The organism is Rhizobium sp. UGM030330-04, from assembly GCF_003208455.1.
Lineage (GTDB): Bacteria > Pseudomonadota > Alphaproteobacteria > Rhizobiales > Rhizobiaceae > Agrobacterium > Agrobacterium rhizogenes_A.
Map to the genome: position 1 here is coordinate 159,207 of NZ_QKML01000002.1, position 24,075 is coordinate 183,281.

Genomic DNA, 24,075 nt, shown 5'->3' on the forward strand with positions numbered 1-24,075 from the left:
TTCACCAAACACATCGTCTCCGTAGGACGTGCTCAAGACCTGAAGGCGGCCAATCGACCGCCTTTTTTCAGGGCTTGTTGGCCGCCAGTTCACCGGCTTCCGCTTCCCGCTGCAGATAACGCACGTCGATATCAGGCAGGGGCTTGTCATCAATCGCCGCTTCGAAGGCCACGAGACGTTTGTGGATGGAAAGCAACTCGATGATCGTCGTCCAGGAATTGACCAGATACTGGAACGAATTGCTGACCTGACCAAAGGCCGTGGCGATCTGCTGGTAGATACCATAGGTGATCTTACCGGCCACGATGGTGGGAACGAGCATCAGGAGCAGGAACACCGCATCGGCCTGAATGTAGAAATACCGCGCCACGTTGAAATAGAGATAGTGCCAGTACATGCGGAAATAGTTTTTCCGCACATTGGAATAAAGCTCCTTGACTGTCGGCGGCTGGGCGCGGTCGGCGTGATCCTCGCCATAGACCAGTTCCTTACGATAGGCAGCTTCCACACGCTGGTTGCGGAAGTTCAGACCGGGCAGTTTGATGCCGACCGTCGCCAAAAGCACCGTACCGAATATCGACCAGACGATCGCCAGCCAGAACAGCGCATGCGGCACTTCGCCGATGATCGGCAATTCGGAAACATAGGACGACAGCGCAAACAGGATCGGCAGGAAAACGACGAGCGTCATCACCGAATTGATCAGGGTGATGCCCAAAGCCTCCAGCGTGGAGGAGAAGCGCATCGTATCTTCCTGAACGCGCTGAGAAGCACCTTCGATATGGCGCAGCTTTTCCCATTTGGACATGTAGAAGTCGTTCATCGCGGTTCGCCAGCGGAAGATATAATGGCTGGTGAAGAAATCCGTCAGGATCGAAACCGCCATGCTGAGAAAGGCGATCTTGGCGAAGACGATCTGGAGGCTGTAGAAATCCCAGACTTCGATACCCGGTTGTTTGGAAAGGGCATTTTGCAGAAGGTCACCGAAAGGCCGCCGGAAATTGTTGATGACGACGGAAATCTGAACGCCAAAATAGGTCACCGCGATAATCAGCAGCGATCCCCATATGGACCAGAACTTCCAGGGATGATCTCTGGCGATGACAGTCCAGATAACGCCGAATAACGCCAGGCAAGATGCGAGATAGCCGTAAAAGAACAGATTTGCGGGAACCAGAAAATAGCTGAGATCGTAGGGTTCCTGTTCGGGCATCACATAGCCCCAGGACGCCCCTACCCTTTCAACGATGAAATACCAGGCAAGAATGGCGAAGAAGGCCCAAACGATGGCGGAGGTAAAGAAGGCTTTCGGCTTGGGAAAGAAAGAATGAAACACGTTTAGAACTCACGCGCGTTTGAAATCAGCCATTATTGGCGAAGCACTAGATGGCCCGAACCTAGGGCAGAAATTTGTGCACAGCAACGGCGAAGCGCTGACCTTAACAAGATGTAAGACGCGAACGGCGGATAAATCCCGGCGAAAACCTCGCAAAATATCTGGATCGGCGCGGGGAAAACCGGAGAGGCCTAGCGCCGCCGCTCCGTGGCGAGCACCGGCAGCATCAGAACAATACTGACGACAAGCACGGCGGAAGCGAGAATGCTGGGTGCGGTAAAACTGCCCGTCACCTCGGCGATCCAACCGGCGGCCAGCGGCCCGACGATCTGGCCCGTTCCGAAGGCGGCCGTCATCAGCGCGAAGGCGCGGCGCGGGCTTGGCCCGGCAAATTCCCGGCCAAGCTGCAGGCCATAAGCGGTGATGACCATGAAGGTCAGCCCGAGCAGCAGGCCGCCCGCCAGAACACCCGGCACCGGCGGCAGCATCACGGAAGCGAAGACGCCAATGGCTTCGACGGCGAGAACGATCACAAAAGCGCGTTTCAGCCCCTGCGACTTCAGCACCGGTTTCCACAGGAACAGCGAAACGGCGGCGGCGCAGCCGGTGATGAACCAGGCCAGAAACTCCACGAAGGCACCTGCGGCAGCCATGCGGGCAATTGCAACGATGAAGGTGGCGGTGATGACGTAGCCGAAACCGAAAAGCCCATAGGCGAGCGTCGTCAGGAAGAGCGGCCGCGTCCATACAAGCGGCGGCTCGGCCACCGAGGACGCATGCCGCGGCGGGCCTGCGGGCAGCACCCGCCAGACGAGAAGGAACGTCAGGAAGGAAAAGACGGCACCGGCGATCCACTCCTCCCGCCAGGAGGCGCCGCCGCCATCAAAAACGACACCGATCAGATAAACCGCGAGCGAGGAGATGGCGATACCCGCACCCACACCGCCGTAATGCAGCGCCTGAACCGCGTCCCTGCCGGCCTTTGCGGCATGGCCGATGACGATCTGCGAGGTGAAGATCATGGTCAGCGCGCTGGCGACACCCGCCAGAAACCGGATGACGGTGAAGGCCGCGACGGAATTGAAAGCGGCCATGGCCAGCAGCAGCGCGGCGGTGGAAAACAGCCCGCCAAGTGCTACAAGCCGCTCCCTCCCCGAACCCCAGGAATAGGCCGAAAGCACCGCACCCGCCAGATAACCGGCAAAATTGCCCGCCGCCACGATGCCCGCATCGCCCGCCGAAAGCGGCACATCCGCCATCATGCCGGGCAGGATGGGGGTGAAGGAAAAGCGGCCGAAACCCATGGCGGATGCCATCATGAGAGCCCCGGCGAAACCGAGTGCAGTCAGATGTCTGGCGGAAAGTGGCTTGTCGGTGGTCATGCATGGCTTATCGCAACCGGGTGGATGAGCGACAAACGAGTTATTTTGATCGGCGTCATAAGCCGCCTTTATCGGTCACGTGGCGAGCGACAATGCGTTCCAAGAATGCCGCGTATTCTTCTCCCCGAGGGGGAGAAGGTGGCCCGAAGGGTCGGATGAGGGGGCAACCTTGCCGGATTTCGGAGAGCTTGTCCCCTCATCCCGCTGCCGCGGACTTCTCCCCGGCGGGGAAAAGAAACAAGCGGCGCGCGCTCGCTCCAACCTTAAAAGCGAGGGTGACGGAGGCAGGTGTGGCTGTCACTCCGCAAGCGTCAGCACCAGCGGCCCGTTTTTCGTCGCCACAACCGTATGCTCATATTGGACCGTCGGCGCGCTCGGATCGCTGTAGAGCGTCCATGGATCATCGTCGCCGTCTTCGGCCCAATAGGCGCCCGTCGAAAGAAACGGCTCGACGGTGAACACCATGCCTTCCTGCATGATGCGCCGCTCGTCCTTGTCCGGCCAGGTCGCCAGTTCCTTCGGCTCCTCATGCAGGGAGCGGCCGATGCCGTGGCTCGCCAGATTGGTGATCAGCGTATAGCGGTTCTTTTTGGCAAAAGCGCCGATGGCATTGCCGATATCGGCGAAAGGCCGGCCGGTTTTCACCTGCTGCAGGCCCGTCCACATGGCGCGCTTGCCATCGCGGCACAGACGCTCGATATCCTTCCTCACCGGCGGCACGGCAAAAGACGAGCCGGTATCGCCGAAAAAGCCGTTCTTCACCGCCGAGACATCGATATTGACGAGATCGCCCGCCTTGATGATGCGTGGCCCCGGAATGCCGTGGGCCACTTCCTCGTTGACGCTGATGCAGGTCGCGCCGGGAAACTTGTAGCAGAATTCCGGCGCCGATTGCGCACCATTATCCTCCAGCACCTTGCGGCCGATAGCATCCAGTTCGGCCGTGGTGATGCCGGGTTCCAGCGCGTCCGCCATGGTCTGCATCGCGACGGCGCACAAACGGCCGATATCCTTCAGCAGAACCAGTTCTTCTTCGGTGGAAATGACCATGTCTCTGTCCGTCGTTCTGCCTGGCGGGTCTCAAAACGCCCGCCTTGGTAATCATCAAGCCGTGGCTTTCACCGGATCGGCGCTCCCCGTCAATTCTTTTCTGACGATCGGCGCGACTTTCGTACCATAAAGCTCGATGCCGCGCATGATCTGGTCGTGCGGCATCGGGCCGATGGCCATTTGCAGCAGGAAGCGATCATTCCTGAACACGCCATGCGCCTTGATGATCTTTTCCGCCACCAGTTCCGGCTCACCGAGGAAGAGATTGCCTTCCGGCCCGCGTGCAGCGTCGAAATGCGCGCGGTTCGTCGGCCCCCAGCCGCGCTCGCGGCCGATGCGGTTCATCACCTCCGCCTGCGGGCCGTAAAACTGGTCCGCCGCCTTGTCGGTGGTGTCGGCAATGAAGCCGTGCACATTGATGCTGGTGCGCAGCTTGGTTTTCTCCTGCCCCGCCCGGCGGGCCGCCTCGTGGTAGAGATCGAACAGCGGCGCGAAACGGCGATATTCGCCGCCGATAATGGCAAGCGCCACCGGCAGGCCCATGGCCCCGGCACGCGCCACCGATTGCGGCGTGCCGCCCACTGCGATCCACACCGGCAGACGCTCCTGCAACGGGCGCGGATAGACCCCACGCCCGTTGATGGCCGGATGTTTGGTGCCGGACCAGGTGACGATTTCCTGTTCGCGCAGCGCCAGCAGCAGATCGAGCTTTTCGGCGAAGAGCACGTCGTAATCCTCAAGGTCGTAACCGAACAACGGGTAGGATTCGATGAAGGAGCCACGCCCGGCCATGATTTCGGCGCGACCGTTCGACAGGAGATCGACGGTGGAAAACTGCTGGAACACCCGCACCGGATCATCCGAACTCAACACCGAGACGGCGCTGGTGAGACGGATGTTCCTGGTTTTGACAGCCGCCGCCGCAAGCACGGTGGAGGGCGAGGAAGCGACATAATCCGGGCGGTGGTGCTCGCCCAGCCCGAAAACATCGAGCCCGACCTGATCGGCAAGCTCGATTTCCTCGAGAAGATTCTTCAGACGGCGCGCGCCTTCCGGCCCGCGGCCATCGGCGGGGTTGGGATTGACATCCGCGAATGTGTAAAGACCGAGTTCCATAAACGATACCTCTGTTTGCTTGCCTCAGAGATAGGGACGCACAGCCCCTCAGACAAACGCAAAATCTGGAAGCTTAGCTTCGAAAAAATGGATAGGCGCAGCCGGATTCGCCGCTGCGCCACCCTTGCCTGAAATGGCCCGCGAAATGGCGCCAGAAATGGCGATTGCCAGCCAGCCCCCTTTGGGCATACCCTGCCTAAACATGTGCGAAGTAATGCAAAAAGGGGAAAGCATGCATCGGACAGTTATCGTGACAGGCTCCACAAGCGGTATCGGCCTTGCCATCGCCCAGAGATTTGCGAGAGAAGGCGCCAATATCGTGCTGAACGGTTTCGGCGACGAGGACGAGATTGAAAAACTCCGTCTTTTGCTGGAAGCCGAAAGCGGCGGGCGCGTGCTTTATCACCCGGCGGACATGACGAAACCGGACGAAATCGCCGACCTCATCCACACTTCTCACGAAAAGCTCGGCTCGGTGGACGTGCTCGTCAACAATGCCGGCATCCAGCACATCGCGCCCATCGAGGAGTTTCCGACGGAAAAATGGGACTGGATCATCGCCATCAATCTGACCAGTTCCTTCCATACCATGCGCGCCGCGATACCGCTGATGAAGAAGGCCGGCAAAGGCCGCATCATCAATATTTCCTCGGCCCATGGTCTCGTCGCCTCGCCGTTCAAATCGGCCTATGTGGCGGCCAAACACGGTATCATGGGCCTGACGAAGACGGCGGCGCTGGAACTTGCGCAGACCGGCGTCACCGTCAATGCCATTTGTCCCGGTTACGTTCTGACACCGCTGGTCGAAAAGCAGATACCGGAAATGGCCAAGGTGCGCGGCATCAGCGAAGAGGCGGTGAAGAACGACGTGATGCTGGAATTGCAGGCGACCAAGCAATTCGTCACCGTCGATGACGTGGCGGCGGCTGCCCTGTTTCTGGCAAGCGACGCCGCAAGCAATATCACCGGCACGCATATTTCCGTGGATGGCGGCTGGACGGCGCAATAATTGCCGGATTTTCTTTCCGTTATGGAAACAATGAATTGCCAAAACGGAAATCGATATGCGCGCAAGGGCGTGCATAGATGTATCGGAACAATGACAAGAAACCGGCTCGGCAGCCGGTCAAAACAGCAAGGCATTGCATGAAAGACGCGATCAGCTTCATCCTCAACAGCGAAACCATCTCGCTCAGGGATTTCGGACCGACGGACACGCTTCTCGATTACCTCCGCATCAGCAAGCGGTTGACCGGGACAAAGGAAGGCTGTGCGGAAGGCGACTGCGGTGCCTGCACGGTGCTGGTCGGGCGGCTGCTGGATGGTTCGCTGCGTTATGAAAGCGTCAATGCCTGTATCCGTTTTCTGGGCTCGCTGCACGGCACCCACATCGTCACGGTGGAGCATCTGGCCGCCCGCGACGGCACGCTGCACCCCGTGCAGCAGGCCATGGTGGATTTCCACGGGTCGCAATGCGGTTTCTGTACGCCGGGCTTCATCATGTCGCTTTACGGTCTCTGGCTGACCAGCGAAAAACCCGGCCGCGCCGATATTGAAAAGGCGCTGCAAGGCAATCTCTGTCGATGCACGGGTTACGAGCCGATCGTGAAAGCCGCCGAAAAAATCGCCGCGGCCCGCCCGAGTGCGCTGTTCGATCCGCTGCAACGGGACCGCACCGACATCATGGCACGGCTCTGGGCGATCCGCGAAAACGAGACGATCACCGTCGTCAGAGGCGAGGATCGCACCATCATTCCGGCGACGCTTTCCGATTTGACCGAGATTTACGCCGCTGAACCGAAGGCCACCATCGTCGCCGGTTCCACCGATGTCGGCCTGTGGGTGACGAAGCAGATGCGGGCGCTGAACCCGGTCATCTTCATCAACAATCTCGGAGACCTGCAAACCATCACTGTGGATGAAAATGGCATCACGCTGGGTGCCGGCGTCACCTACAGCCAGGCATTCAAGACCATTGCAGACCATTTCCCACCGCTTGCCCGGCTGTTCAACCGCCTCGGTGGTGAGCAGGTGCGCAATATGGGAACCATCGGCGGCAACATCGCCAACGGCTCGCCCATTGGCGACACACCGCCAGCGCTGATCGCGCTTGGCGCGACGCTCACCCTGCGCTCGTCTTCCGGCGGCCGCACCGTGCCGCTTGAAAGCTATTTCATCGATTACGGCAAACAGGACCGGCTGAGCGGCGAATTCGTCGAAAAGCTTTTCATTCCGTTCCAGAAGCCGGAAAGCCACTACGCCGTCTACAAGATTTCCAAACGCCGCGACGAGGATATTTCGGCGCTGTGCGCCGCCTTCAATCTGACGCTCGACGCTGACGGCACCATTGAGGACATCCGCATCGCCTTTGGCGGCATGGCCGGCACGCCGAAACGCGCCGCTCATCTGGAAGCGGCTCTTCTCGGCAAGGCGTGGTCGCAGGATACCATCAACGCAGCGCGCGATGTGCTGGACGAGGATTTCACCCCGCTGACCGACTGGCGCGCCACCGCCGAATATAGGCAAATGACGGCCAAGAACCTGCTGACGCGGTTCTTCCTTGAGACTTCGGGCGAGAAGCAGGAACTCGCGCGCTTCACGCTGGAGGAGGCTTGAACCATGGACACCACAAGCTTCGACAAGACCAAGACCGAAATCGACGGCCCCATCCACAGGTCGCTCCGGCACGATTCCGCCCACAAGCACGTGACGGGCAGCGCCGAATATATCGATGATATCCCTGAGCCCGCCGGCCTCGTTCACGGCGCACTCGGCCTTTCCGACCGGGCGCATGCCGAAATCGTCTCCATGGACCTTTCCGAAGTGGAGGCCACACCGGGCGTGCTCTGGGTCATGGTTGGCAAGGACGTGCCCGGCGAAAACGATGTCTCGTCAGGCGGTCGCCACGACGAACCTTTGCTGGCCGAGACAAAGGTCGAATTCCACGGCCAGCCGATCTTCGCGGTCTTTGCCGAAACCCGCGACATCGCCAGAAAGGCGGCCCGCAAGGCAAAAATCACCTATAAGGACCTGCCGCATTTCACCGATATCGATACGGCAATTGAGAATGGCGGCGCGCTCGTCATCGATCCGATGACGCTGAAACGTGGCGATGCGAAGATCGAAATGGATGTCGCACCGCGTCGTCTCACCGGCACGATGCGGATCGGCGGGCAGGAGCATTTTTATCTCGAAAGCCACATCGCCATGGCCGTGCCAGGCGAAGATGACGAGGTGACGCTGTGGAGTTCCACCCAGCATCCAAGCGAAATCCAGCACATCGTCAGCCACATCCTGCAGGTGCCGTCCAATGCCGTCACCGTGCAGGTGCGCCGCATGGGCGGCGGTTTCGGCGGCAAGGAAACGCAGGGCAACCAGTTCGCCGCCCTCTGCGCCATCGCTGCCAAGAAGCTGAACCGGGCCGTGAAAATCCGCCCGGACCGCGACGAGGACATGAGCGCCACCGGCAAGCGCCATGATTTCCGCGTCGATTACGAGTTGGGCTTCGATGAGGAAGGCCGCATCCACGCCGTCGACGCCACCTATGCCGCCCGCTGCGGTTTTTCCTCCGATCTGTCAGGCCCGGTCACGGATCGCGCGCTGTTCCATGCCGATTCCAGCTATTTCTACCCGCATGTGCATCTCACCTCGCGGCCGCTGAAAACCCACACCGTCTCCAACACCGCCTTTCGCGGTTTCGGCGGGCCGCAGGGCATGCTCGGCGCGGAACGGTTTATCGAGGAGATCGCCTATGCCGTCGGCAAGGACCCGCTCGATATCCGCAAGCTGAATTTCTACGGCGAGACCGGCTCCGGCCGCACCACGACGCCCTATCATCAGGAAGTCGAAGACAACATCATCGCCCGTGTCGTCGAGGAGCTGGAAACCTCCAGTGACTACCGCGCACGACGTGATGCAATCATCGAGTTCAACAAAACCAGCCGGATCATCCGCAAGGGCATCGCGCTCACCCCTGTCAAATTCGGCATCTCCTTCACCATGACCGCGTTCAATCAGGCGGGCGCGCTGGTGCATATCTATAATGACGGCTCCATTCACCTGAACCATGGCGGCACCGAAATGGGCCAGGGCCTCTACACCAAAGTGGCGCAGGTGGTGGCCGATGCCTTCCAGGTGGATATCAACAGGGTGAAGATTACAGCCACGACGACGGGCAAGGTGCCGAACACGTCGGCCACCGCCGCCTCCTCCGGCACCGACCTTAACGGCATGGCGGCCTATGACGCCGCCCGTCAAATCCGTGAAAGGCTGGTCAAATTCGCCACTGACAACTGGAACGTGCCGGAAGAGGAAGTGGTCTTCCTGCCAAACCGGGTGCGCATCGGCCTTGAGGAAATCCCCTTCAACGATTTCATCAAAAAGGCCTATTTCGCCCGCGTGCAGCTTTCCGCCGCCGGCTTTTACAAGACGCCAAAAATCCACTGGGACCGCGCCGCCGGCCGTGGCACGCCGTTTTATTATTTCGCCTATGGCGCGGCCTGCTCGGAAGTATCGATCGATACGCTGACCGGCGAATACCTGATGGAACGCACCGATATCCTCCACGATGTCGGCAAATCGCTGAACCCGGCCATCGATATCGGCCAGATCGAGGGTGCCTTCGTGCAGGGCATGGGCTGGCTGACCACCGAGGAATTGTGGTGGGACGGCAAGGGGCGGCTGCGCACCCACGCGCCTTCCACCTACAAGATCCCGCTCGCCTCCGACCGGCCGAAGAGCTTTAACGTCAAGCTGGCGGAATGGGCGGAAAATGCCGAGCCCACCATCGGCCGCTCCAAGGCCGTGGGCGAACCGCCCTTCATGCTGGCGATCTCGGTTCTCGAAGCCCTCTCCATGGCCGTCGCCTCCGTCGCCGATTACAAGGTCTGCCCGCGCCTCGATGCGCCGGCAACGCCGGAACGGGTGCTGATGGCAGTGGAACGGCTGAAGAAGGTGTGAGGGAGGACGTACCCATGCGGCCGAGCCCCCTCATCCGTCCCTTCGGGCCACCTTCTCCTCGGCGGGGAGAAGAAATTTGCCGCGCCGTCACGGCAATTCAAAAATGTTGCCGTCGTAGTGCGGAGCTTGCGGGACCTTTCTTCTCCCCGCCGAGGAGAAGGTGGCCCGAAGGGACGGATGAGGGGGCCAGCCCCAATGCCTGACGCCCCCCTCTCCGATTTCCTCGCCCGCCCTGCCCCCGCAATCCTCGTCGAAATCGAGGCAGTGAAAGGCTCATCCCCGCGTGAGGCCGGCACCTTCATGCTGGTCTCACAGGCTGACTTGTGGGAAACCATCGGCGGCGGACAGTTCGAATATATGGCGATAGACCACGCCCGCGCCATGCTGCGAACAGGTGCTGCCGAAGACCGCATGGATATTCCGCTAGGGCCGGAAATAGGCCAATGCTGCGGCGGTCGCACCCTCATCCGCTTCCGGCGGATAACGGCAGAGATCGCTGCCGGGCTTGAAGCGCGGCTGAAGGGCGAAACCGAACAGCAGCCAGCCGTCTTCATTTTTGGCGCCGGTCACGTCGGCAAGGCGCTGGCAGATGCCCTGTCGCTGCTGCCCCTGACCCTGACGGTGGTGGAAACCCGTGAAAGCGAGCTGCGCGATCTTCCCCCGGTGGTGGCGTCCATATTGACCCCCATGCCGGAAGCATTCGTTCCGAAAATCCCGGCAAACGGCGCGGCCATCATCGTCACCCACGATCATGCGCTCGATTTCCTGATTGCGAAGGAAGCGCTTGCCCGCGACGATCTCGCTTATGTCGGCATGATCGGTTCGAAGACCAAACGCGCCACCTTCGCCCATTGGCTGGAACGGGAAGGAGAGCCCCCTTCCCGCCTTGCAAAGCTCACCCTGCCCATCGGCGGCACAAGCGTCAGGGACAAACGCCCCGCCGTCATAGCGGCCCTTGTGGCAGCCGAGTTGCTGCAAGCATTTTCCGTTGCCGAAATCCGTCGCAACGAAAATCGACACGCCCATCCTCAAGACCAAGATCACGCTTGAGCCCATCCGGCAGGCTTTCATCCGCCAGATTGTCCGGTGCAAGGCTTTTAAGGGTAAATCGTTCCGCTGTCCGCAGGCCCGCACGCAGGCGGGACCACGCGCGCAAAAGTGCTGTGCGCATGTTCGTCTCCATTCAAAAATGTCAGAAGCTCAGTTGATGAATTTGGCTAAAAATGCTCTGGTTTCCGGAGAAAAACCAATGAAACCTTTGGCCTTTGACATAAAGAGAACTTATCCATGAAGATGTCTCGCCAGTTCCCCCTCAATGCCCTGCGCGTCTTCGATGCCGCCGCAAGGCATCTGAGCTTCACCAGGGCCGGCGAAGAGCTGGGCATGACGCAGACGGCGGTGAGCTATCAGGTGAAGCTGCTGGAGGAGAATATTGGCGAGCCGCTTTTCCTGCGCACGGCACGGCAGGTATCGCTGACGGAGGCGGGGGAGAAACTGGCGCCCAAGGTTGCCGACGCCTTCAATACGCTGCGGGAGGCCGTCGACAGTGTGCGCGACACGCCGGATGCCACCCTGACCATACATTCCACGGCCACCTTCGCATCACGCTGGCTGTCGCGACATCTGGGGGCCTTCCAGCTTGAACATCCCTCCATCGCCGTCAGACTGGAAACATCGGGCACACTGATCGATTTCAACCAATCGGACTGCGATGTCGCCATTCGCTGGAGCCGCGACGACGGCAAGGGATTGACCTATCATCGGCTGCTTCGCGGTGTTTACACGCCGATGCTGCATCCCGATCTTGCGCAAAGCATAGATGGTTTGAAGACGCCCGAAGACCTTCTTCGCCTGCGTATCATCGATCCCGGTGATGTGTGGTGGAGCCAATGGTTCCGGGAAGTCGGCATCGAAAATCCTGATCTGGAGCGTTATCCGCGCAGCCGCCTCAACGTGCAGGCTTTTGAAGCCGCAGCGGCGATCGCCGGTCAGGGTGTGGCCATGCTCACCCCTGAACTCTACGCCGATGAAATCGCGCTCGGCCGCCTGTACCAACCCTTCGAACATCTCAGCAGCGAAGGCAAGAACTACTGGCTTGTCTATCCCGAAAACCGCCGGAACATCCGCAAGATCAAACTGTTTCGCGACTGGATACTGAAGCGGATCGAGGAAAGCCGACCGCAGCAGCCCCATCAATACCCCATGTCCGGCGCATAAAAACAGCGCGGCGTATCCTCATCCGGAAACAGGCAGAGATGATATTCGCCGTCCTCCGACCGTCTTGCCTCGCTCTGCGACCAGTTGAACGTGTGGCGCCGCGTCACCATGCGATGATCGCCGGGGGCGAGCGAAACCTCATAACCATCAGGTGTGACACGAACGCTGCGCGTGGGGATCATCTGGCAGTCGCCCGTCTGGGCATCGCCATTGCAGCAGTAGCTTTCATATTTGAACCCCTTGTGGGATTCATGGGCAAGTGCCGTGGCGGTGAACGCCAGAAATAAGAAGAGGACCGTCAGAACAAGGCGCATCGGCATGGTCTCCGTTGAAAACAACGGCGGCTGCCGGAAGGTCATTGCGTCCCTTCATTCAAATTCCACACATCAACACGCACCCGGACACAACGGCACCGGAAACTGCGACACCTGCCCCTGATCTGCCCCGCCACAGGGTTCGCAGCACCCGCTTTCGGAATAACCGCCAGCGAAACATGTCATGGGAGCTTTAAAAGCTCCGCAGCCCTATATTTTAGCACATTGGCGGGCCGCTCACAGGATAATAGCTGAGTCGCGTTAGCCAGCTAAGCACAAACTATGCGGCAGGAAGCACACATTGCAACTTTACCGGGCCTGCGGCGGTCCGCTCGCGGCCCGAACCGGGTTGTGAACACAAGACCATCGGATTGTGAACAATCACCCTCGGAGCGCTGCTTTTCCCTTTCCTAACGGTCAAATTTCTCGCAAGGTGCGCTGCACAAGGATCAGGGGAACCGCATGTACGAATACGCCATTGCGTGGGAATGGATGGCCTTTGCCGTCCGCTGGCTCCACGTCATCACCGCCATCGCCTGGATCGGCTCGTCCTTCTATTTCATCGCGCTCGATCTCGGGCTGGTCAAACGGGCGCATCTGCCGCCGGGGGCCTATGGCGAGGAGTGGCAGGTGCATGGCGGCGGTTTTTACCACATCCAGAAATATCTGGTTGCGCCTGCCCAGATGCCCGAACACCTGACATGGTTCAAATGGGAAAGCTACGTCACCTGGCTTTCCGGTTTTGCCATGCTCTGCATCGTTTATTATGGCGGCGCTGACCTCTTCCTCATCGACCATTCCGTGCTTGATCTCACCCAGTTCCAGGCCATCTGTCTGTCGCTGGCATCGCTTGCCATCGGCTGGCTGTTTTATGATTTCCTCTGTAAATCGCCGCTCGGCAACAATACCTGGGGCTTGATGATCGTGCTCTATGTCGCGCTGGTGGCGATGGCATGGGGCTATACGCAGGTCTTCACCGGGCGTGCCGCCTTCCTGCATCTCGGCGCGTTTACCGCCACCATCATGTCGGCGAATGTATTTTTCATCATCATTCCGAACCAGAAGATCGTCGTCGCAGACCTGATTGCCGGGCGCACGCCGGACCCGAAATATGGCCGCATCGCCAAGCAGCGTTCACTGCATAACAACTACCTGACGCTGCCCGTCATCTTCTTCATGCTGTCGAACCATTATCCGCTGGCTTTCGCGACTGAGTTCAACTGGATCATCGCAGCGCTGGTGTTCCTGATGGGCGTCACCATTCGCCACTGGTTCAACACCACCCATGCCCGCAAGGGTAAACCGACATGGACCTGGCTTCTCACCGCCCTCATCTTCATCGTCATCATGTGGCTTTCCACCGTGCCGAAAGTGCTGACCGGCGAGGAGGAGCAGAAGGCCGCCACCCTCTCCCCCATGCAGCAGCAATTCGTCAGCGACGCTCATTTTACCAAGGCGCGCGATGTGGTTCAGGGCCGCTGTTCCATGTGCCATGCGGCCGAGCCGGTGTGGGAAGGCGTGCCCTTCACACCCAAATCCGTGAAGCTCGAAACCGACGAACAGATCGCCGCCCATGCCCGCGAAATCTATTTGCAAGCCGGCCGCAGCCATGCCATGCCTCCCGGCAACATCACCGCCATCACCCCGGATGAGCGCAAGGTGCTGACCGCATGGTATGAAAGTGCGGTTTCCGGGGCTGGAAAAGCCGAAGGAAAGACTGAATGAGCATGGTTCTGCTGCGTGGCCGCCTGCTGAGCTTCCGCCGCGCGCCGCTCGCAATCGACGATACGCAAAGCTATCTCTATATCGAGGATGGCGGCCTGCTGATCGAAAATGGCAGGATCGCCGCCATCGGCGAATACGCCGATATCCGTAAGGCAGCCCCCGAAGACGTCGAGGAAAAGGATCACCGGCCGCATCTCATCGTGCCCGGCCTCATCGACATGCACCTGCATTTCCCGCAGATGCAGGTCATCGGCTCATACGCTGCCAATCTGCTGGAATGGCTGAATACCTATACTTTCCCGGAAGAATGCCGCTTCGTCGAAACCGCCCATGCCCAGCGCATCGCCACGCATTTCTACGACGAGCTGCTGCGCCACGGCACCACCACGGCCGCTGCCTATTGCTCGGTGCACAAGACCTCCGCCGACGCCTTTTTCACTGAGGCCATGAAGCGCAACATGCTGATGGTGGGCGGCAAGGTGATGATGGACCGCAACGCCCCGCAGGGCCTGCTGGACACGCCGGAAACCTCCTATGACGAGACGCGCCAGGTGATTGCCGACTGGCACGGCAAGGGCCGCAACCACGTCGCCATCACGCCGCGCTTCGCCATCACCTCCACCCCGAAACAGATGGAAGCCGCCCAGGCGCTGGCGCAGGAATTCCCCGATCTTTTCATCCAGACGCATCTGTCCGAAAATCTGGACGAGATCAAATACACCTGCGAGCTTTACCCCGAAGCAACCGACTATACCGATATCTATGTGCGCTATGGCCTGATGGGCAGCAAAACCCTGCTCGGCCACGCCATCCACCTCTCGGAGCGCGAAGCGGACGTGCTGTCGGAAACCGGCGCGGTGGCCGTACATTGCCCCACCTCGAACCTCTTCATCGGCTCCGGCCTGTTCCCGATGAAGAAGCTGCAGCGGCGCGAAAAGCCGGTGCGGATCGCGGTGGCAACCGATATCGGCGGCGGATCGAGCTACTCCATGCTGCGCACCATGGATGAGGCCTACAAGGTCCAGCAATTGCTGGGCGAGCGCCTCAACCCGCTGGAAAGCTGGTATCTGATGACCCGCGGCAATGCCGAAGCGCTTTCCATGGTCGATCGCATCGGCACGCTGGACGCCGGCACGGATGCCGACATCACCGTGCTGAACGCCTCCTCGACACCCGCCATGGCCCTGAAAATGGAAGTGGTGAAAAGCCTGACGGAAGAGCTGTTCCTGATGCTGACCATGGGTGATGACCGCACCGTGGTGGAAACCTATGTGGCCGGCAGGGCAATGAAAAGCGTGCTGGCATAGTTCGGTTGGGGCCGAAACATAAAGCCGCCGACTCACTTACACAGTCATATATTGGATCGAGCGGGTGCCGCGTCTTTCTTCTCCCCGAGGGGGAGAAGGTGGCCCGAAGGGTCGGATGAGGGGGCAACGTCGCCGGATTTCGGAGAGCTTGCCCCCTCATCCCGCTGCCGCGACCTTCTCCCCCTCGGAGAGAAGAAACAAGAGGCGCGCGCTCGCTTTCTATGACTGGCTGGCACCATCCCGGCCGAAATGCGAATGACCTCTGGAGTGCCCCGTGCCGAATCTAGACACAACCACCCTGCTCATGGTTCTCGCGACCTTCATCATCGCAGGCATCGTCAAGGGCGTGACCGGCATGGGACTGCCCACCGTTGCCATGGGCGTGCTCGGCCTCTTCATGCCGCCGGTCATCGCCGCCGGCCTGCTCATCCTGCCCTCCTTCATCACCAATATCTGGCAATTGTTGGCCGGGCCTGATTTCCGGGCCATCGTGAAGCGGCTGTGGCCGATGATGATCGCCATTGCGCTTGGCACCCTCATCGGCATCCGGCTGATGACATCAGGCACCGGCGTCTGGACCACCTCGGCGCTCGGCCTGTGCCTTGCGGCTTACGCGGCCTATAGCCTGCTTGCCAGACCCGTCTCGATTCCAGCCGGGCTGGAATCAAAACTCTCCCCGGTCATGGGGCTGGCAACCGGCCTGTTGACCGGCGGCACCGGAATTTTCGTCGTGCCCGCCGTGCCCTATATCCAGTCGCTCGGTTTCAGCCGGGATGATCTCGTGCAGGCGCTTGGCCTTTCCTTCACCGTCTCAACCGTCGCGCTCGCCGCCGGTCTTGCCTCCCAGAATGCCTTTCACGTCGAGCATCTATCGCTTTCCGCGCTGGCCGTGCTGCCGGCCCTTGCCGGAATGTGGCTTGGCCAGAAAATCCGGTACATCGTCAGCCCGGCGACATTCCGGCGCTGGTTTCTCATCTGCCTGCTCATACTCGGAGCCGAGCTGTTTTTGCGGGCATTCTGGTGATGGAAATCCGTCGATTTTGATGTCGTGACCGCCACATTCATGTTATGTGAAGCCATCATTCAAATGTGAAGGCTTTATCCATGGGCAAAATCCTGACCATAGCGGACCTGAAGCAACAGGCTCAGCGCCGTGTGCCAAAAATGTTTTTCGACTATGCCGATAGCGGCGCGTGGACGGAAAGCACCTACCGCGCCAATGAGGACGATTTCGCCAAGATAAAGCTGCGCCAGCGCGTGCTGGTGGATATGACCGACCGGTCGCTGGCCACCGAAATGGTTGGCGAGAAGGTTTCGATGCCGGTCGCGCTCTCCCCCACCGGGCTCACCGGCATGCAGCACGCCGATGGCGAAATGCTGGCCGCAAAAGCGGCGGAGGAATTCGGCGTGCCCTTCACGCTTTCCACCATGAGCATCTGCTCCATCGAGGATGTCGCTTCCGTCACCTCGAAACCCTTCTGGTTTCAGCTCTACGTGATGAAGGACCGGGACTTCGTCAATAATCTGATCGACCGCGCCAAGGCCGCCGGATGCTCGGCGCTGGTGCTGACGCTCGACCTGCAAATCCTCGGCCAGCGCCACAAAGATCTGCGCAACGGCCTGTCGGCACCGCCGAAATTCACGCCGAAGCACATCTGGCAGATGGCGACCCGGCCGCAATGGTGCCTGGACATGGCTCGCACCAAGCGCCGCAGCTTCGGCAACATCGTCGGCCACGCCAAAAACGTCTCAGACCTGTCATCGCTCTCCTCCTGGACGGCGGAACAGTTCGATCCGCGCCTGTCCTGGAAGGATGTCGAATGGATCAAGGAACGCTGGGGAGGCAAGCTGATCCTCAAGGGCATTCTTGACGAGGAAGATGCACGCGCCTCGCTCGACACAGGCGCCGACGCCATCATCGTCTCCAACCATGGCGGCCGCCAGCTCGATGGCGCCCATTCCTCCATCGCCATGCTGCCGAAAATCGTCGATGCCGTCGGCGACAGGGTTGAGGTGCACATGGATGGCGGCATTCGCTCCGGTCAGGACGTGCTGAAAGCCGTGGCGCTGGGCGCCAAAGGCACCTATATCGGCCGCCCCTTCCTTTACGGCCTCGGCGCTGATGGAAAGCAGGGCGTGACGACGGCGCTCGAGATCATCCGCAAGGAGATGGATGTCAGCATGGCGCTTTGCGGCAAAAGGCTGATCACCGATGTGGATCGCAGCATTCTGGCGTGATGGTGACGAGGCAGAAGGTGCTCCGGAGATGCGTCGGAGGCCGCTCCATTCTCCGCCGTCATGCCGGACTAGATCCGGCATCCAGCCACGGCGCGTCTGCGCCGTGAAAGAACTCTCCCGCGATCAAGGACTTGATCGCGCTGGACCCCGGTATCCAAGTCCGGTGTGACGTCGTGCGGATCTTGCCCTCGCGAACGACCTCAGCAACCAGTCTCAATGCCCCACGGTCTTCGAAAACACATTCACGATCACCACACCGGTGATGATGAAACCGAGACCGATAACGGCGGCAATATCCAGCGTCTGGCGGAACACGAAATAACCGATGCCGGAAATCAGCACGATGCCGAGCCCGCTCCAGATCGCATAGGCAACGCCGACAGGGATGACGCGCAGCGTGAACGACAGCAGATAAAAAGCCGCGCCGTAAAACACCGCCATCAGCACCGTCGGCAGCCATCTGGTGAATTGCTGCGACTGCTGCAGGAATGAGGTCGCGATGACCTCGCAGATAATGGCCGCGACAAGCGCCCCATAGGTGAAAAGTGCCGCGTTCATCGTTCCGTTTCCTTTGTCGTCTGGGCGATCATCCGGGCCTTGAGAGCCGCCCTGTCGCCACTTGCCCTGCCATCATCGGCCAGAAGATCGGCAAACCAGATGCCATCAGCCGCAAGCCGCACCATCTCCAGTACCACCCCGTCATCCGTATCTTTATGACGGGCAAGGCGCCCCTCGACCCAACTGGTCCACATGCGCCGAAGCGACGGCTCGCCGACCATGGAAACCGAGATTGCCGCCCATTGCCTGCCCGAATCCCGGTCACGATCATCGAAAACCGCCTTCACATAGGCCCGCGTGAAGCATCCGTAAGCTTCACAATCCTGTGAGATGAGCGCATCTATTTCCGCGTCCAGCGCCGAAAGAAGGTCGGCCATGACGGCCTCCAGCAAGGCGTGCTTGGAGGGAAAATGATGGAACAGCCCACCCTTCGTCACCCCGGCCGCATCGGCCACAGCCTGTATGGAAAGTGCCGCAACACCCTGATCAGCAGCAAGTTTCGCCGCGCAGTCAAGGAGGCTGCGACGCACGATCTCGGGCTGCTTTTTTCGTTCGTGAGCATTTGTCATTTTTCAAAAAATACCGGACGGTAGGTTTCTTTTCAAGGAAATTGTGAGGGCAGCAGACGGGTTGAAATTCATACTTAATTAAGCATGAAAGCGATCTCTAAAGTTTTAGCGGTTTTGTTGCCGGAAAGTGTCAGTAAAACTTGAAATCAACGGCGGCGGTCAAACAAAAGGGGCGGATTATGTCGGGAACGGTCAAACGGGGAATGGCGGGAACATGGGTCTTCGCGCTCGCCTTCTTTTGCGCGATCCTCTCATTGCAGGCATCGCCCGCGCAGGCCGGCTACGCCCATTTCATCATGGATGCCAATACCGGCAAGGTTCTGGCGTCCCGCAATGCCGATGTGCTGAACCACCCCGCTTCGCTCACCAAGATGATGACGCTGTACCTGACCTTCGAGGCGCTGCATGCCGGCCGGATTCGCTGGGACCAGAAGATAAAGATGTCCAAAAATGGTGCAGCCGTCATCCCCTCCAAGCTTTATGTGCGCCAGGGCCAGACCTTCACCGTGCGCGAAGCCGTTTATGGCATGATCGTCAAATCCGCCAATGACATGGCGGAAGGCATGGGCGATCACCTCGGCGGCTCCGAGGCAAGGTTCGCCGAGATGATGACCCGCAAGGCCCGCCAACTGGGCATGACGAAAACGGTGTTCCGCAACGCCTCTGGCCTGCCCAGCAAATCGCAGGTGACGACGGCGCGCGACATGGCGAAGCTCGGCCTTGCGCTGCAGCGCGACTTTCCCAAGGAATACGGCCTGTTTGCCATGGAATCCTTCAGTTTCCGGGGAAAACGGATTCGTGGCCACAATAATCTGATGTATCGTTATCAGGGCATGGACGGCATCAAGACCGGCTACACCAATGCCTCCGGTTTCAACCTCGTCAGCGCCATCAACCATAATGGCCGCCGTGTTGTCGGCGTCGTGCTGGGCGGCAAGACCGCGCGCAGCCGTGATGCCCAGATGGCGGCCCTTCTCGACAAGGCCGTGCCGCAGGCATCGAGAAGCCGCAACACCGAACAGCTCGTCGCCAGCGCCAATGTCAGCCGCACCTTCGATGTGCCGCCCGCTGCCGTACCGCTCCCCATGTTCGCGGAACGCCGCTCCGACCCGGTCGCCATGCAGATCGCCACGGCCAACAACCAGATGGCCGACATGATCCAGGTTTCCGCCATTCCGAGACCCGCCCCCGCTGCCGCCGTTGGCCAGCCCGCCGGCCAGAGAAGCCGCTGGGAAGTGCAGATCGCCGCCGCCGATAGCGAAGCCGCCGCCCGCTCGCTGCTCGCCAACGCGCGCTCCAACATCGGCAGCTATGCCGGGATCGCCCCCTATACCGAAGCGGTGCAAAGCGGCTCGGCAACGCTCTACCGCGCCCGCTTCACCGGCTTTGAAGACCAGTCTTCGGCGGTTTCCGCCTGCAAGGAACTGAAGGCGCAGTCTTACGCCTGCGTGGTGATGAACAGCGAGGGGTAAGTTTTACCGCTTGAGCCAGCCATTCTCCAGAGCATCCGCCAGATACGGAATGCCGTTGACCCGCGCCATCTCGGCCATGGCCATATTGTCGTAACGGATATTGCGGAAATAGACCTGCCAGCCGCGCCCGGTCTCTTCCAGCACGGCATAGGTGGCAAGCGGATGACCCGCCTCGACGTGATGGTCGAAAGGCGTGTCGTCTTTCCAGCCGGGGCAGCCGACGCTGCCGGGATTGACGATCAGCCGGCCGTCGGAAAGCTGCACCGCGCGGGGAATATGGGTATGGCCGCACAGCATCAGCGGCTGGGTGATACCATCAGCCATGGCCTCGATTTCGGCCAGCGGGCGCAGCTTCAGCACCCCTTCCGGGGACAGCGTTTCCAGCCAATATTCCAGATCGTCACGCGGCGAGCCGTGGCAGCAATAGGCAACGTCCTTGAATACCATGCTGAAAGGCAGGGTTTGCAGCCAGTCCAGATGCGCGGCAGTCATCTGCGCATGGGCCGGCCTTTCCCAGCTGCCCATATCCTCCGGCGCCCGCTCGATCAATTCCCGGTCGTGATTGCCGCGAATGCTGGGAATCCAGTTGCCGACCAGCACATCACCGGTGAAACCCGCCTCCAGCGGCCCGCTGAAACAATCACCGAGATTGACGATATCCTTGATGCCAAGCCTGGCGATATCCTCAAGCACGGCTTCAAGCGCAGCGCAGTTTCCGTGAATATCGGCAATGGCGGCAAAGATCATGGCAATCAGCTTCCTCGATAGGTGGAATAGCTATAGGGCGAAAGCAGCAGCGGCACGTGGTAGTGGCCGCTCTCATCGGCAATGCCGAAGCGGATGGGGATGATATCGAGAAATGCCGGTTCCGGCAGCGCCACACCCTTGCCGCGCAGATAATCGCCGGCATGGAAAACCAGCTCATATTCGCCGGCCTTGAAGCTCTCTCCGACCAGCAGCGGCCCGCCATCCACCCGGCCGTCACTATTAGTCTTCACCGTCTTCAGCTTTTCGCGGCGATCGCCGGAGAGCCGGTAAAGCTCGAGCGTCAGCCCCTCAGCCGGCGTACCATGGGCGGCGTCGAGAACATGGGTGGTCAGACCGGTCATGGCTTGGGCTCCGCGATCATGAAGGGCTCATCGAAAAAATACTCTTCCAGATTGTTGCCCGGCCCTTCGCGGTCGGCAACCAGAAAATCAGAAACCGCCTGCAACGGCATCAGCGGATAATGCCAGACATTGCGGCGGTAATTCACACCCTGGTCCCCGCGTGCCAGAAATACCTGCGGCCGGGCCGGACGGCCTCCGTCATCTTCCGCAACGACGACGAGGAAAGGCCTGCCGGACAGCGGCGAAAAACTCTGGCTGCCGAGCGGATGCCGCTCCATCATCTCGATGTTATGCGGGAACACCCGCGGCTGCCCACGGAAAATATTGAGGATGATACGTGCGCCCTCGCCCGCCGCCTCGGGTGCGGCAAGCGCGTGGTGCCGCTCGGTCTGGCCGCCATTGATGTGGCGCATGGAAGAAGGCGTTGCTTCGATCACATCGCCGAAGGATGCGAATGCCTCTTTGGTAAGGGGTTTTATGTCGAGAAAATCGGTCAAATGTCATTCACCTTGGGCATGCCAGTTTCTGAGGAGGGAGAGACGCGCCTGCAAATCCGGAATGCTCTGCGTTATCGTTTTCCAGACGACCGAGAGCTCCGCCCGGAAATAATCATGCACGATCAGATTGCGCATACCCTTCATCTTGATCCAGGGGATTTCCGGGTGCTGCTGTAAAAATGCGGGGTAGTGCTTGTCGAGTTTGGCAACCGCCTCGCCAATCAGGGCAAGACCCATCATGACCGCCATCTGCGTACGCGTGTCGGAGGAAAAAGCGGCCTCATCCATGTCCTGAATGAAATCCCGTATTCTGGACGCGGCGACATCCATCTCCTTCAGATAGAGCAGAAGCCGATCCGTACTCATACCGCTTTGGCTTCCTTCAGCACACGCGCCCGTATATCCGAATGCAGACCGCCTGAGGTGACGACGTCGACCTCGACACCAAGCAGCGCCTTCAGTTCCTCCAGCAAACCGCCGAGATCAAACAGTGTCGTGCCCGGCAATGCATCCACCAGAATATCGAGATCGCTGTCCGGCCGGTCCTCACCGCGGGCGACGGAACCGAACACGCGGGGGTTTGCCGCGTTGAAGCGCTTCGTCGCTTCGCGGATCGCTTCCCTGTTCTTTTCCAGCACCTCGGAGGGTCTCATGATCTTATCTCCAGACAGCACGATCCTAGCAGAACGGCCACCGCTCGCCAATTCAGCCCTCCGGCAGCATCGCGGAAAGACGCAGCCAGGCGATCTTTTCCACCTGCGCCGTCGCGGTCGCGAACTCTTGCGCCGTATCATTGCCAATGCGGGTCTCGAAAGCGGAAAGAATATCGTGCCTGTTCAGCCCCTTGACCGCGATGATGAAGGGAAAGCCGAATTTTTGGGTATAGGCGCTGTTCAACGCGGTAAAACGCGCATGTTCCGCCGGCGAAAGCCGATCGAGCCCCGCACCTGCCTGCTCGTTGCGGCTATCGGCCGTCAGCTTACCCGCAATCGCCAGCTTGCCGGCAAGATCTGGATGCGCCCGCAACACGCCAAGCCTTTCGGCCTCGGAAGCGGCACGAAACTGCGCGACGAGTGCGCCATGAACCACCTTCGCCGTCAAATCCCCCTCGACCGCACCGGCATCATAGGCCCGCTCGGCGATGAAGGGCGAATGTTCGAACACGCCACCGAACCGGGCGACAAATTCCTGCCGCGCCGACATCACGGAGCCACCGGCTTGTGATGTTCATGCCAGTGCCGGGCGATCTCGATCCGCTGCGGGATCCAGACCTTGTCATGGCTGAGCACATATTCAATGAAACGGCGAAGAGCCGCCGCGCGGCCGGGACGGCCGACAAGGCGGCAATGCAGACCGACGCTCATCATTTTCGGCGCGCCTTCCGTGCCTTCCTGATAAAGCACATCGAAGGCGTCTTTCAGATAGGTGAAGAACTGGTCGCCGGAATTAAAACCCTGCGGCGTGGCGAAACGCATGTCGTTGGTGTCAAGCGTGTAGGGAATGATCAGGAAAGGCTCTTCTTTCGCGCCCTTCACCCAATAGGGCAGATCGTCGGCATAGGAATCGGACGAATAGAGAAAACCGCCCTCTTCCATGACGAGGCGCAGCGTATTGTCCGAAGGCTTGCCCTGATACATGCCGTAAGGCCGTTCACCGGTCACCTCCTTATGCAGGCGCACCGCTTCGGTTATGTGTTTGCGCTCTTCCTCTTCGGAGAAATCCTTATATTCCAGCCAGCGATAACCGTGGCTGGCAATTTCCCAGCCGGCTTCCTTCATGGCCGCGACGGCTTCCGGATTGCGGGCCATGGCGGCGGTCACGCCATAAACGGTGGTGGTGACACCAAGACTTGTGAACATGCGCCACAGCCGCCAGAAGCCGGCGCGCGAACCATATTCGTAGATTGATTCCATGTTCAGGTTGCGCTGGCCCGGCCAGGGCTGGGCACCGACGATTTCCGACAGCAGCGATTCCGAAGCCTTGTCATTGTCGAGAATGCAGCTTTCGCCACCCTCCTCGTAATTGATGACGAATTGCACGGCGATGCGCGCGCTGCCCGGCCATTTCGGATCGGGAGCGTTACGGCCATAGCCCACCAGATTGCGGGAGTAATTGTCGGAAATCATTCAGCCACCCAAGACATCTCTCCCCGGCGGAAACCGATTTCGGGAGACATAAACAAATCTCCAAAGCACGCCGGCCCCGGAATGGGGAAACGGCGCAAAC

General features: G+C 60.0%; 24 protein-coding genes. 10 read left to right on the top strand and 14 right to left on the bottom strand.

What is annotated here, in order from left to right:
- Positions 1 to 67: 67 nt before the first annotated feature.
- From sbmA to N434_RS03745, 4 genes are all read right to left on the bottom strand, one after another.
- A complete protein-coding gene (gene sbmA, locus N434_RS03730; protein ID WP_110756152.1) occupies positions 68 to 1,336 on the bottom strand; it encodes a peptide antibiotic transporter SbmA in 1,269 nt (422 codons plus the stop codon).
- A gap of 191 nt (positions 1,337 to 1,527) precedes the next feature.
- Complete coding sequence (locus tag N434_RS03735; protein WP_110756154.1) at positions 1,528 to 2,718, bottom strand: MFS transporter; 1,191 nt, start codon at positions 2,716 to 2,718, stop codon at positions 1,528 to 1,530.
- A gap of 297 nt (positions 2,719 to 3,015) precedes the next feature.
- Positions 3,016 to 3,768, bottom strand: a complete 753-nt coding sequence (gene map, locus N434_RS03740) for a type I methionyl aminopeptidase (RefSeq protein WP_110756156.1) — start codon at positions 3,766 to 3,768, stop codon at positions 3,016 to 3,018.
- Between the two features lie 54 nt (positions 3,769 to 3,822).
- Entirely contained in the window at positions 3,823 to 4,884 is a 1,062-nt protein-coding gene (locus tag N434_RS03745) for an LLM class flavin-dependent oxidoreductase (protein WP_110756158.1), read from the bottom strand.
- A gap of 232 nt (positions 4,885 to 5,116) precedes the next feature.
- Between N434_RS03745 and N434_RS03755 the strand changes: the two genes are divergently transcribed.
- The 5 genes from N434_RS03755 (at position 5,117) to N434_RS03775 (ending at position 12,060) form a co-directional block, all read left to right on the top strand.
- On the top strand, positions 5,117 to 5,893 hold the full coding sequence (locus tag N434_RS03755) for a 3-hydroxybutyrate dehydrogenase (protein ID WP_065113941.1): 777 nt from the start codon (positions 5,117 to 5,119) through the stop codon (positions 5,891 to 5,893).
- Positions 5,894 to 6,030: 137 nt separating this feature from the next.
- The gene (xdhA, locus tag N434_RS03760) at positions 6,031 to 7,500 is read left to right on the top strand and encodes a xanthine dehydrogenase small subunit (protein ID WP_110756454.1); all 1,470 of its coding nucleotides are present in this window, start codon (positions 6,031 to 6,033) and stop codon (positions 7,498 to 7,500) included.
- A gap of 3 nt (positions 7,501 to 7,503) precedes the next feature.
- The gene (gene xdhB / locus N434_RS03765; protein ID WP_181423862.1) at positions 7,504 to 9,843 is read left to right on the top strand and encodes a xanthine dehydrogenase molybdopterin binding subunit; all 2,340 of its coding nucleotides are present in this window, start codon (positions 7,504 to 7,506) and stop codon (positions 9,841 to 9,843) included.
- Between the two features lie 195 nt (positions 9,844 to 10,038).
- A complete protein-coding gene (gene xdhC / locus N434_RS03770) occupies positions 10,039 to 10,893 on the top strand; it encodes a xanthine dehydrogenase accessory protein XdhC (protein ID WP_181423863.1) in 855 nt (284 codons plus the stop codon).
- A 237-nt stretch (positions 10,894 to 11,130) separates the two neighbouring features.
- The gene (locus tag N434_RS03775) at positions 11,131 to 12,060 is read left to right on the top strand and encodes a LysR substrate-binding domain-containing protein (RefSeq protein WP_110756164.1); all 930 of its coding nucleotides are present in this window, start codon (positions 11,131 to 11,133) and stop codon (positions 12,058 to 12,060) included.
- Here the strand turns inward: N434_RS03775 and N434_RS03780 are convergent.
- A complete protein-coding gene (locus N434_RS03780; RefSeq protein ID WP_161991717.1) occupies positions 12,036 to 12,374 on the bottom strand; it encodes a hypothetical protein in 339 nt (112 codons plus the stop codon). The genes N434_RS03775 and N434_RS03780 overlap by 25 nt on opposite strands.
- Before the next feature lie 462 nt (positions 12,375 to 12,836).
- On the opposite strand from N434_RS03780, the gene puuD reads away from it, so the two are divergent.
- The 4 genes from puuD to N434_RS03800 all read left to right on the top strand — a co-directional run bounded on the left by puuD (position 12,837) and on the right by N434_RS03800 (position 17,644).
- The gene (gene puuD, locus N434_RS03785) at positions 12,837 to 14,099 is read left to right on the top strand and encodes a urate hydroxylase PuuD (RefSeq protein ID WP_065113945.1); all 1,263 of its coding nucleotides are present in this window, start codon (positions 12,837 to 12,839) and stop codon (positions 14,097 to 14,099) included.
- Positions 14,096 to 15,406: a guanine deaminase gene (gene guaD, locus N434_RS03790; protein ID WP_110756165.1), complete on the top strand. Its 1,311-nt coding sequence runs from the start codon at positions 14,096 to 14,098 to the stop codon at positions 15,404 to 15,406. Before puuD ends, guaD begins: the two co-directional genes overlap by 4 nt.
- 304 nt (positions 15,407 to 15,710) lie before the next feature.
- Positions 15,711 to 16,430 (top strand): sulfite exporter TauE/SafE family protein, encoded by a 720-nt coding sequence (locus tag N434_RS03795; RefSeq protein WP_110756167.1) that lies wholly within the window; start codon positions 15,711 to 15,713, stop codon positions 16,428 to 16,430.
- An 80-nt stretch (positions 16,431 to 16,510) separates the two neighbouring features.
- Entirely contained in the window at positions 16,511 to 17,644 is a 1,134-nt protein-coding gene (locus tag N434_RS03800; RefSeq protein WP_181423864.1) for an alpha-hydroxy acid oxidase, read from the top strand.
- Positions 17,645 to 17,857: 213 nt separating this feature from the next.
- Here the strand turns inward: N434_RS03800 and N434_RS03805 are convergent, their stop codons facing one another.
- Positions 17,858 to 18,202: a DMT family transporter gene (locus N434_RS03805; RefSeq protein ID WP_110756171.1), complete on the bottom strand. Its 345-nt coding sequence runs from the start codon at positions 18,200 to 18,202 to the stop codon at positions 17,858 to 17,860.
- Positions 18,199 to 18,771, bottom strand: a complete 573-nt coding sequence (locus N434_RS03810; RefSeq protein ID WP_110756173.1) for a TetR/AcrR family transcriptional regulator — start codon at positions 18,769 to 18,771, stop codon at positions 18,199 to 18,201. Before N434_RS03810 ends, N434_RS03805 begins: the two co-directional genes overlap by 4 nt.
- 203 nt (positions 18,772 to 18,974) lie before the next feature.
- Here N434_RS03810 and N434_RS03815 point away from each other — a divergent pair, with 203 nt between their 5' ends.
- Complete coding sequence (locus N434_RS03815; protein ID WP_174034434.1) at positions 18,975 to 20,243, top strand: D-alanyl-D-alanine carboxypeptidase; 1,269 nt, start codon at positions 18,975 to 18,977, stop codon at positions 20,241 to 20,243.
- Between the two features lie 3 nt (positions 20,244 to 20,246).
- Here the strand turns inward: N434_RS03815 and N434_RS03820 are convergent, their stop codons facing one another.
- Genes N434_RS03820 through puuE form a run of 7 tightly spaced genes read right to left on the bottom strand, consistent with a single transcriptional unit; the run spans position 20,247 to position 23,975 of the window.
- Positions 20,247 to 20,990 (bottom strand): metallophosphoesterase family protein, encoded by a 744-nt coding sequence (locus tag N434_RS03820; protein ID WP_110756176.1) that lies wholly within the window; start codon positions 20,988 to 20,990, stop codon positions 20,247 to 20,249.
- Between the two features lie 5 nt (positions 20,991 to 20,995).
- Positions 20,996 to 21,352, bottom strand: coding sequence for a hydroxyisourate hydrolase (gene uraH, locus N434_RS03825; protein ID WP_110756178.1), 357 nt, complete (start codon positions 21,350 to 21,352; stop codon positions 20,996 to 20,998).
- Positions 21,349 to 21,849 carry an ureidoglycolate lyase gene (locus tag N434_RS03830; RefSeq protein WP_110756179.1) on the bottom strand — a complete coding sequence of 167 codons (501 nt, stop codon included), beginning with the start codon at positions 21,847 to 21,849 and terminating at the stop codon, positions 21,349 to 21,351. The genes uraH and N434_RS03830 overlap by 4 nt, the downstream gene beginning before the upstream one ends.
- A 3-nt stretch (positions 21,850 to 21,852) precedes the next feature.
- A complete protein-coding gene (locus N434_RS03835; protein WP_065113955.1) occupies positions 21,853 to 22,215 on the bottom strand; it encodes a HepT-like ribonuclease domain-containing protein in 363 nt (120 codons plus the stop codon).
- Complete coding sequence (locus tag N434_RS03840) at positions 22,212 to 22,502, bottom strand: nucleotidyltransferase family protein (protein ID WP_035220685.1); 291 nt, start codon at positions 22,500 to 22,502, stop codon at positions 22,212 to 22,214. Before N434_RS03840 ends, N434_RS03835 begins: the two co-directional genes overlap by 4 nt.
- Before the next feature lie 52 nt (positions 22,503 to 22,554).
- Positions 22,555 to 23,052: a 2-oxo-4-hydroxy-4-carboxy-5-ureidoimidazoline decarboxylase gene (gene uraD / locus N434_RS03845; RefSeq protein ID WP_110756181.1), complete on the bottom strand. Its 498-nt coding sequence runs from the start codon at positions 23,050 to 23,052 to the stop codon at positions 22,555 to 22,557.
- Positions 23,052 to 23,975, bottom strand: coding sequence for an allantoinase PuuE (gene puuE / locus N434_RS03850; protein ID WP_110756183.1), 924 nt, complete (start codon positions 23,973 to 23,975; stop codon positions 23,052 to 23,054). The genes uraD and puuE overlap by 1 nt, the downstream gene beginning before the upstream one ends.
- Between the last annotated feature and the right edge of the window lie 100 nt (positions 23,976 to 24,075).

Coding starts and splice junctions, on each gene's coding strand:
- map (WP_110756156.1), bottom strand. CDS start 3,768: ATGGTCATTTCCACCGAAGAAGAACTGGTTCTGCTGAAGGATATCGGC.
- puuE (WP_110756183.1), bottom strand. CDS start 23,975: ATGATTTCCGACAATTACTCCCGCAATCTGGTGGGCTATGGCCGTAAC.
- xdhB (WP_181423862.1), top strand. CDS start 7,504: ATGGACACCACAAGCTTCGACAAGACCAAGACCGAAATCGACGGCCCC.
- N434_RS03795 (WP_110756167.1), top strand. CDS start 15,711: ATGGTTCTCGCGACCTTCATCATCGCAGGCATCGTCAAGGGCGTGACC.
- N434_RS03810 (WP_110756173.1), bottom strand. CDS start 18,771: ATGACAAATGCTCACGAACGAAAAAAGCAGCCCGAGATCGTGCGTCGC.
- N434_RS03735 (WP_110756154.1), bottom strand. CDS start 2,718: ATGACCACCGACAAGCCACTTTCCGCCAGACATCTGACTGCACTCGGT.
- N434_RS03800 (WP_181423864.1), top strand. CDS start 16,511: ATGGGCAAAATCCTGACCATAGCGGACCTGAAGCAACAGGCTCAGCGC.
- N434_RS03780 (WP_161991717.1), bottom strand. CDS start 12,374: ATGCGCCTTGTTCTGACGGTCCTCTTCTTATTTCTGGCGTTCACCGCC.
- N434_RS03805 (WP_110756171.1), bottom strand. CDS start 18,202: ATGAACGCGGCACTTTTCACCTATGGGGCGCTTGTCGCGGCCATTATC.
- N434_RS03840 (WP_035220685.1), bottom strand. CDS start 22,502: ATGAGACCCTCCGAGGTGCTGGAAAAGAACAGGGAAGCGATCCGCGAA.
- N434_RS03820 (WP_110756176.1), bottom strand. CDS start 20,990: ATGATCTTTGCCGCCATTGCCGATATTCACGGAAACTGCGCTGCGCTT.
- xdhC (WP_181423863.1), top strand. CDS start 10,039: ATGCCTGACGCCCCCCTCTCCGATTTCCTCGCCCGCCCTGCCCCCGCA.
- N434_RS03815 (WP_174034434.1), top strand. CDS start 18,975: ATGGCGGGAACATGGGTCTTCGCGCTCGCCTTCTTTTGCGCGATCCTC.
- N434_RS03745 (WP_110756158.1), bottom strand. CDS start 4,884: ATGGAACTCGGTCTTTACACATTCGCGGATGTCAATCCCAACCCCGCC.
- puuD (WP_065113945.1), top strand. CDS start 12,837: ATGTACGAATACGCCATTGCGTGGGAATGGATGGCCTTTGCCGTCCGC.
- N434_RS03775 (WP_110756164.1), top strand. CDS start 11,131: ATGAAGATGTCTCGCCAGTTCCCCCTCAATGCCCTGCGCGTCTTCGAT.
- N434_RS03755 (WP_065113941.1), top strand. CDS start 5,117: ATGCATCGGACAGTTATCGTGACAGGCTCCACAAGCGGTATCGGCCTT.
- xdhA (WP_110756454.1), top strand. CDS start 6,031: ATGAAAGACGCGATCAGCTTCATCCTCAACAGCGAAACCATCTCGCTC.
- uraD (WP_110756181.1), bottom strand. CDS start 23,052: ATGTCGGCGCGGCAGGAATTTGTCGCCCGGTTCGGTGGCGTGTTCGAA.
- uraH (WP_110756178.1), bottom strand. CDS start 21,352: ATGACCGGTCTGACCACCCATGTTCTCGACGCCGCCCATGGTACGCCG.
- guaD (WP_110756165.1), top strand. CDS start 14,096: ATGAGCATGGTTCTGCTGCGTGGCCGCCTGCTGAGCTTCCGCCGCGCG.
- N434_RS03835 (WP_065113955.1), bottom strand. CDS start 22,215: ATGAGTACGGATCGGCTTCTGCTCTATCTGAAGGAGATGGATGTCGCC.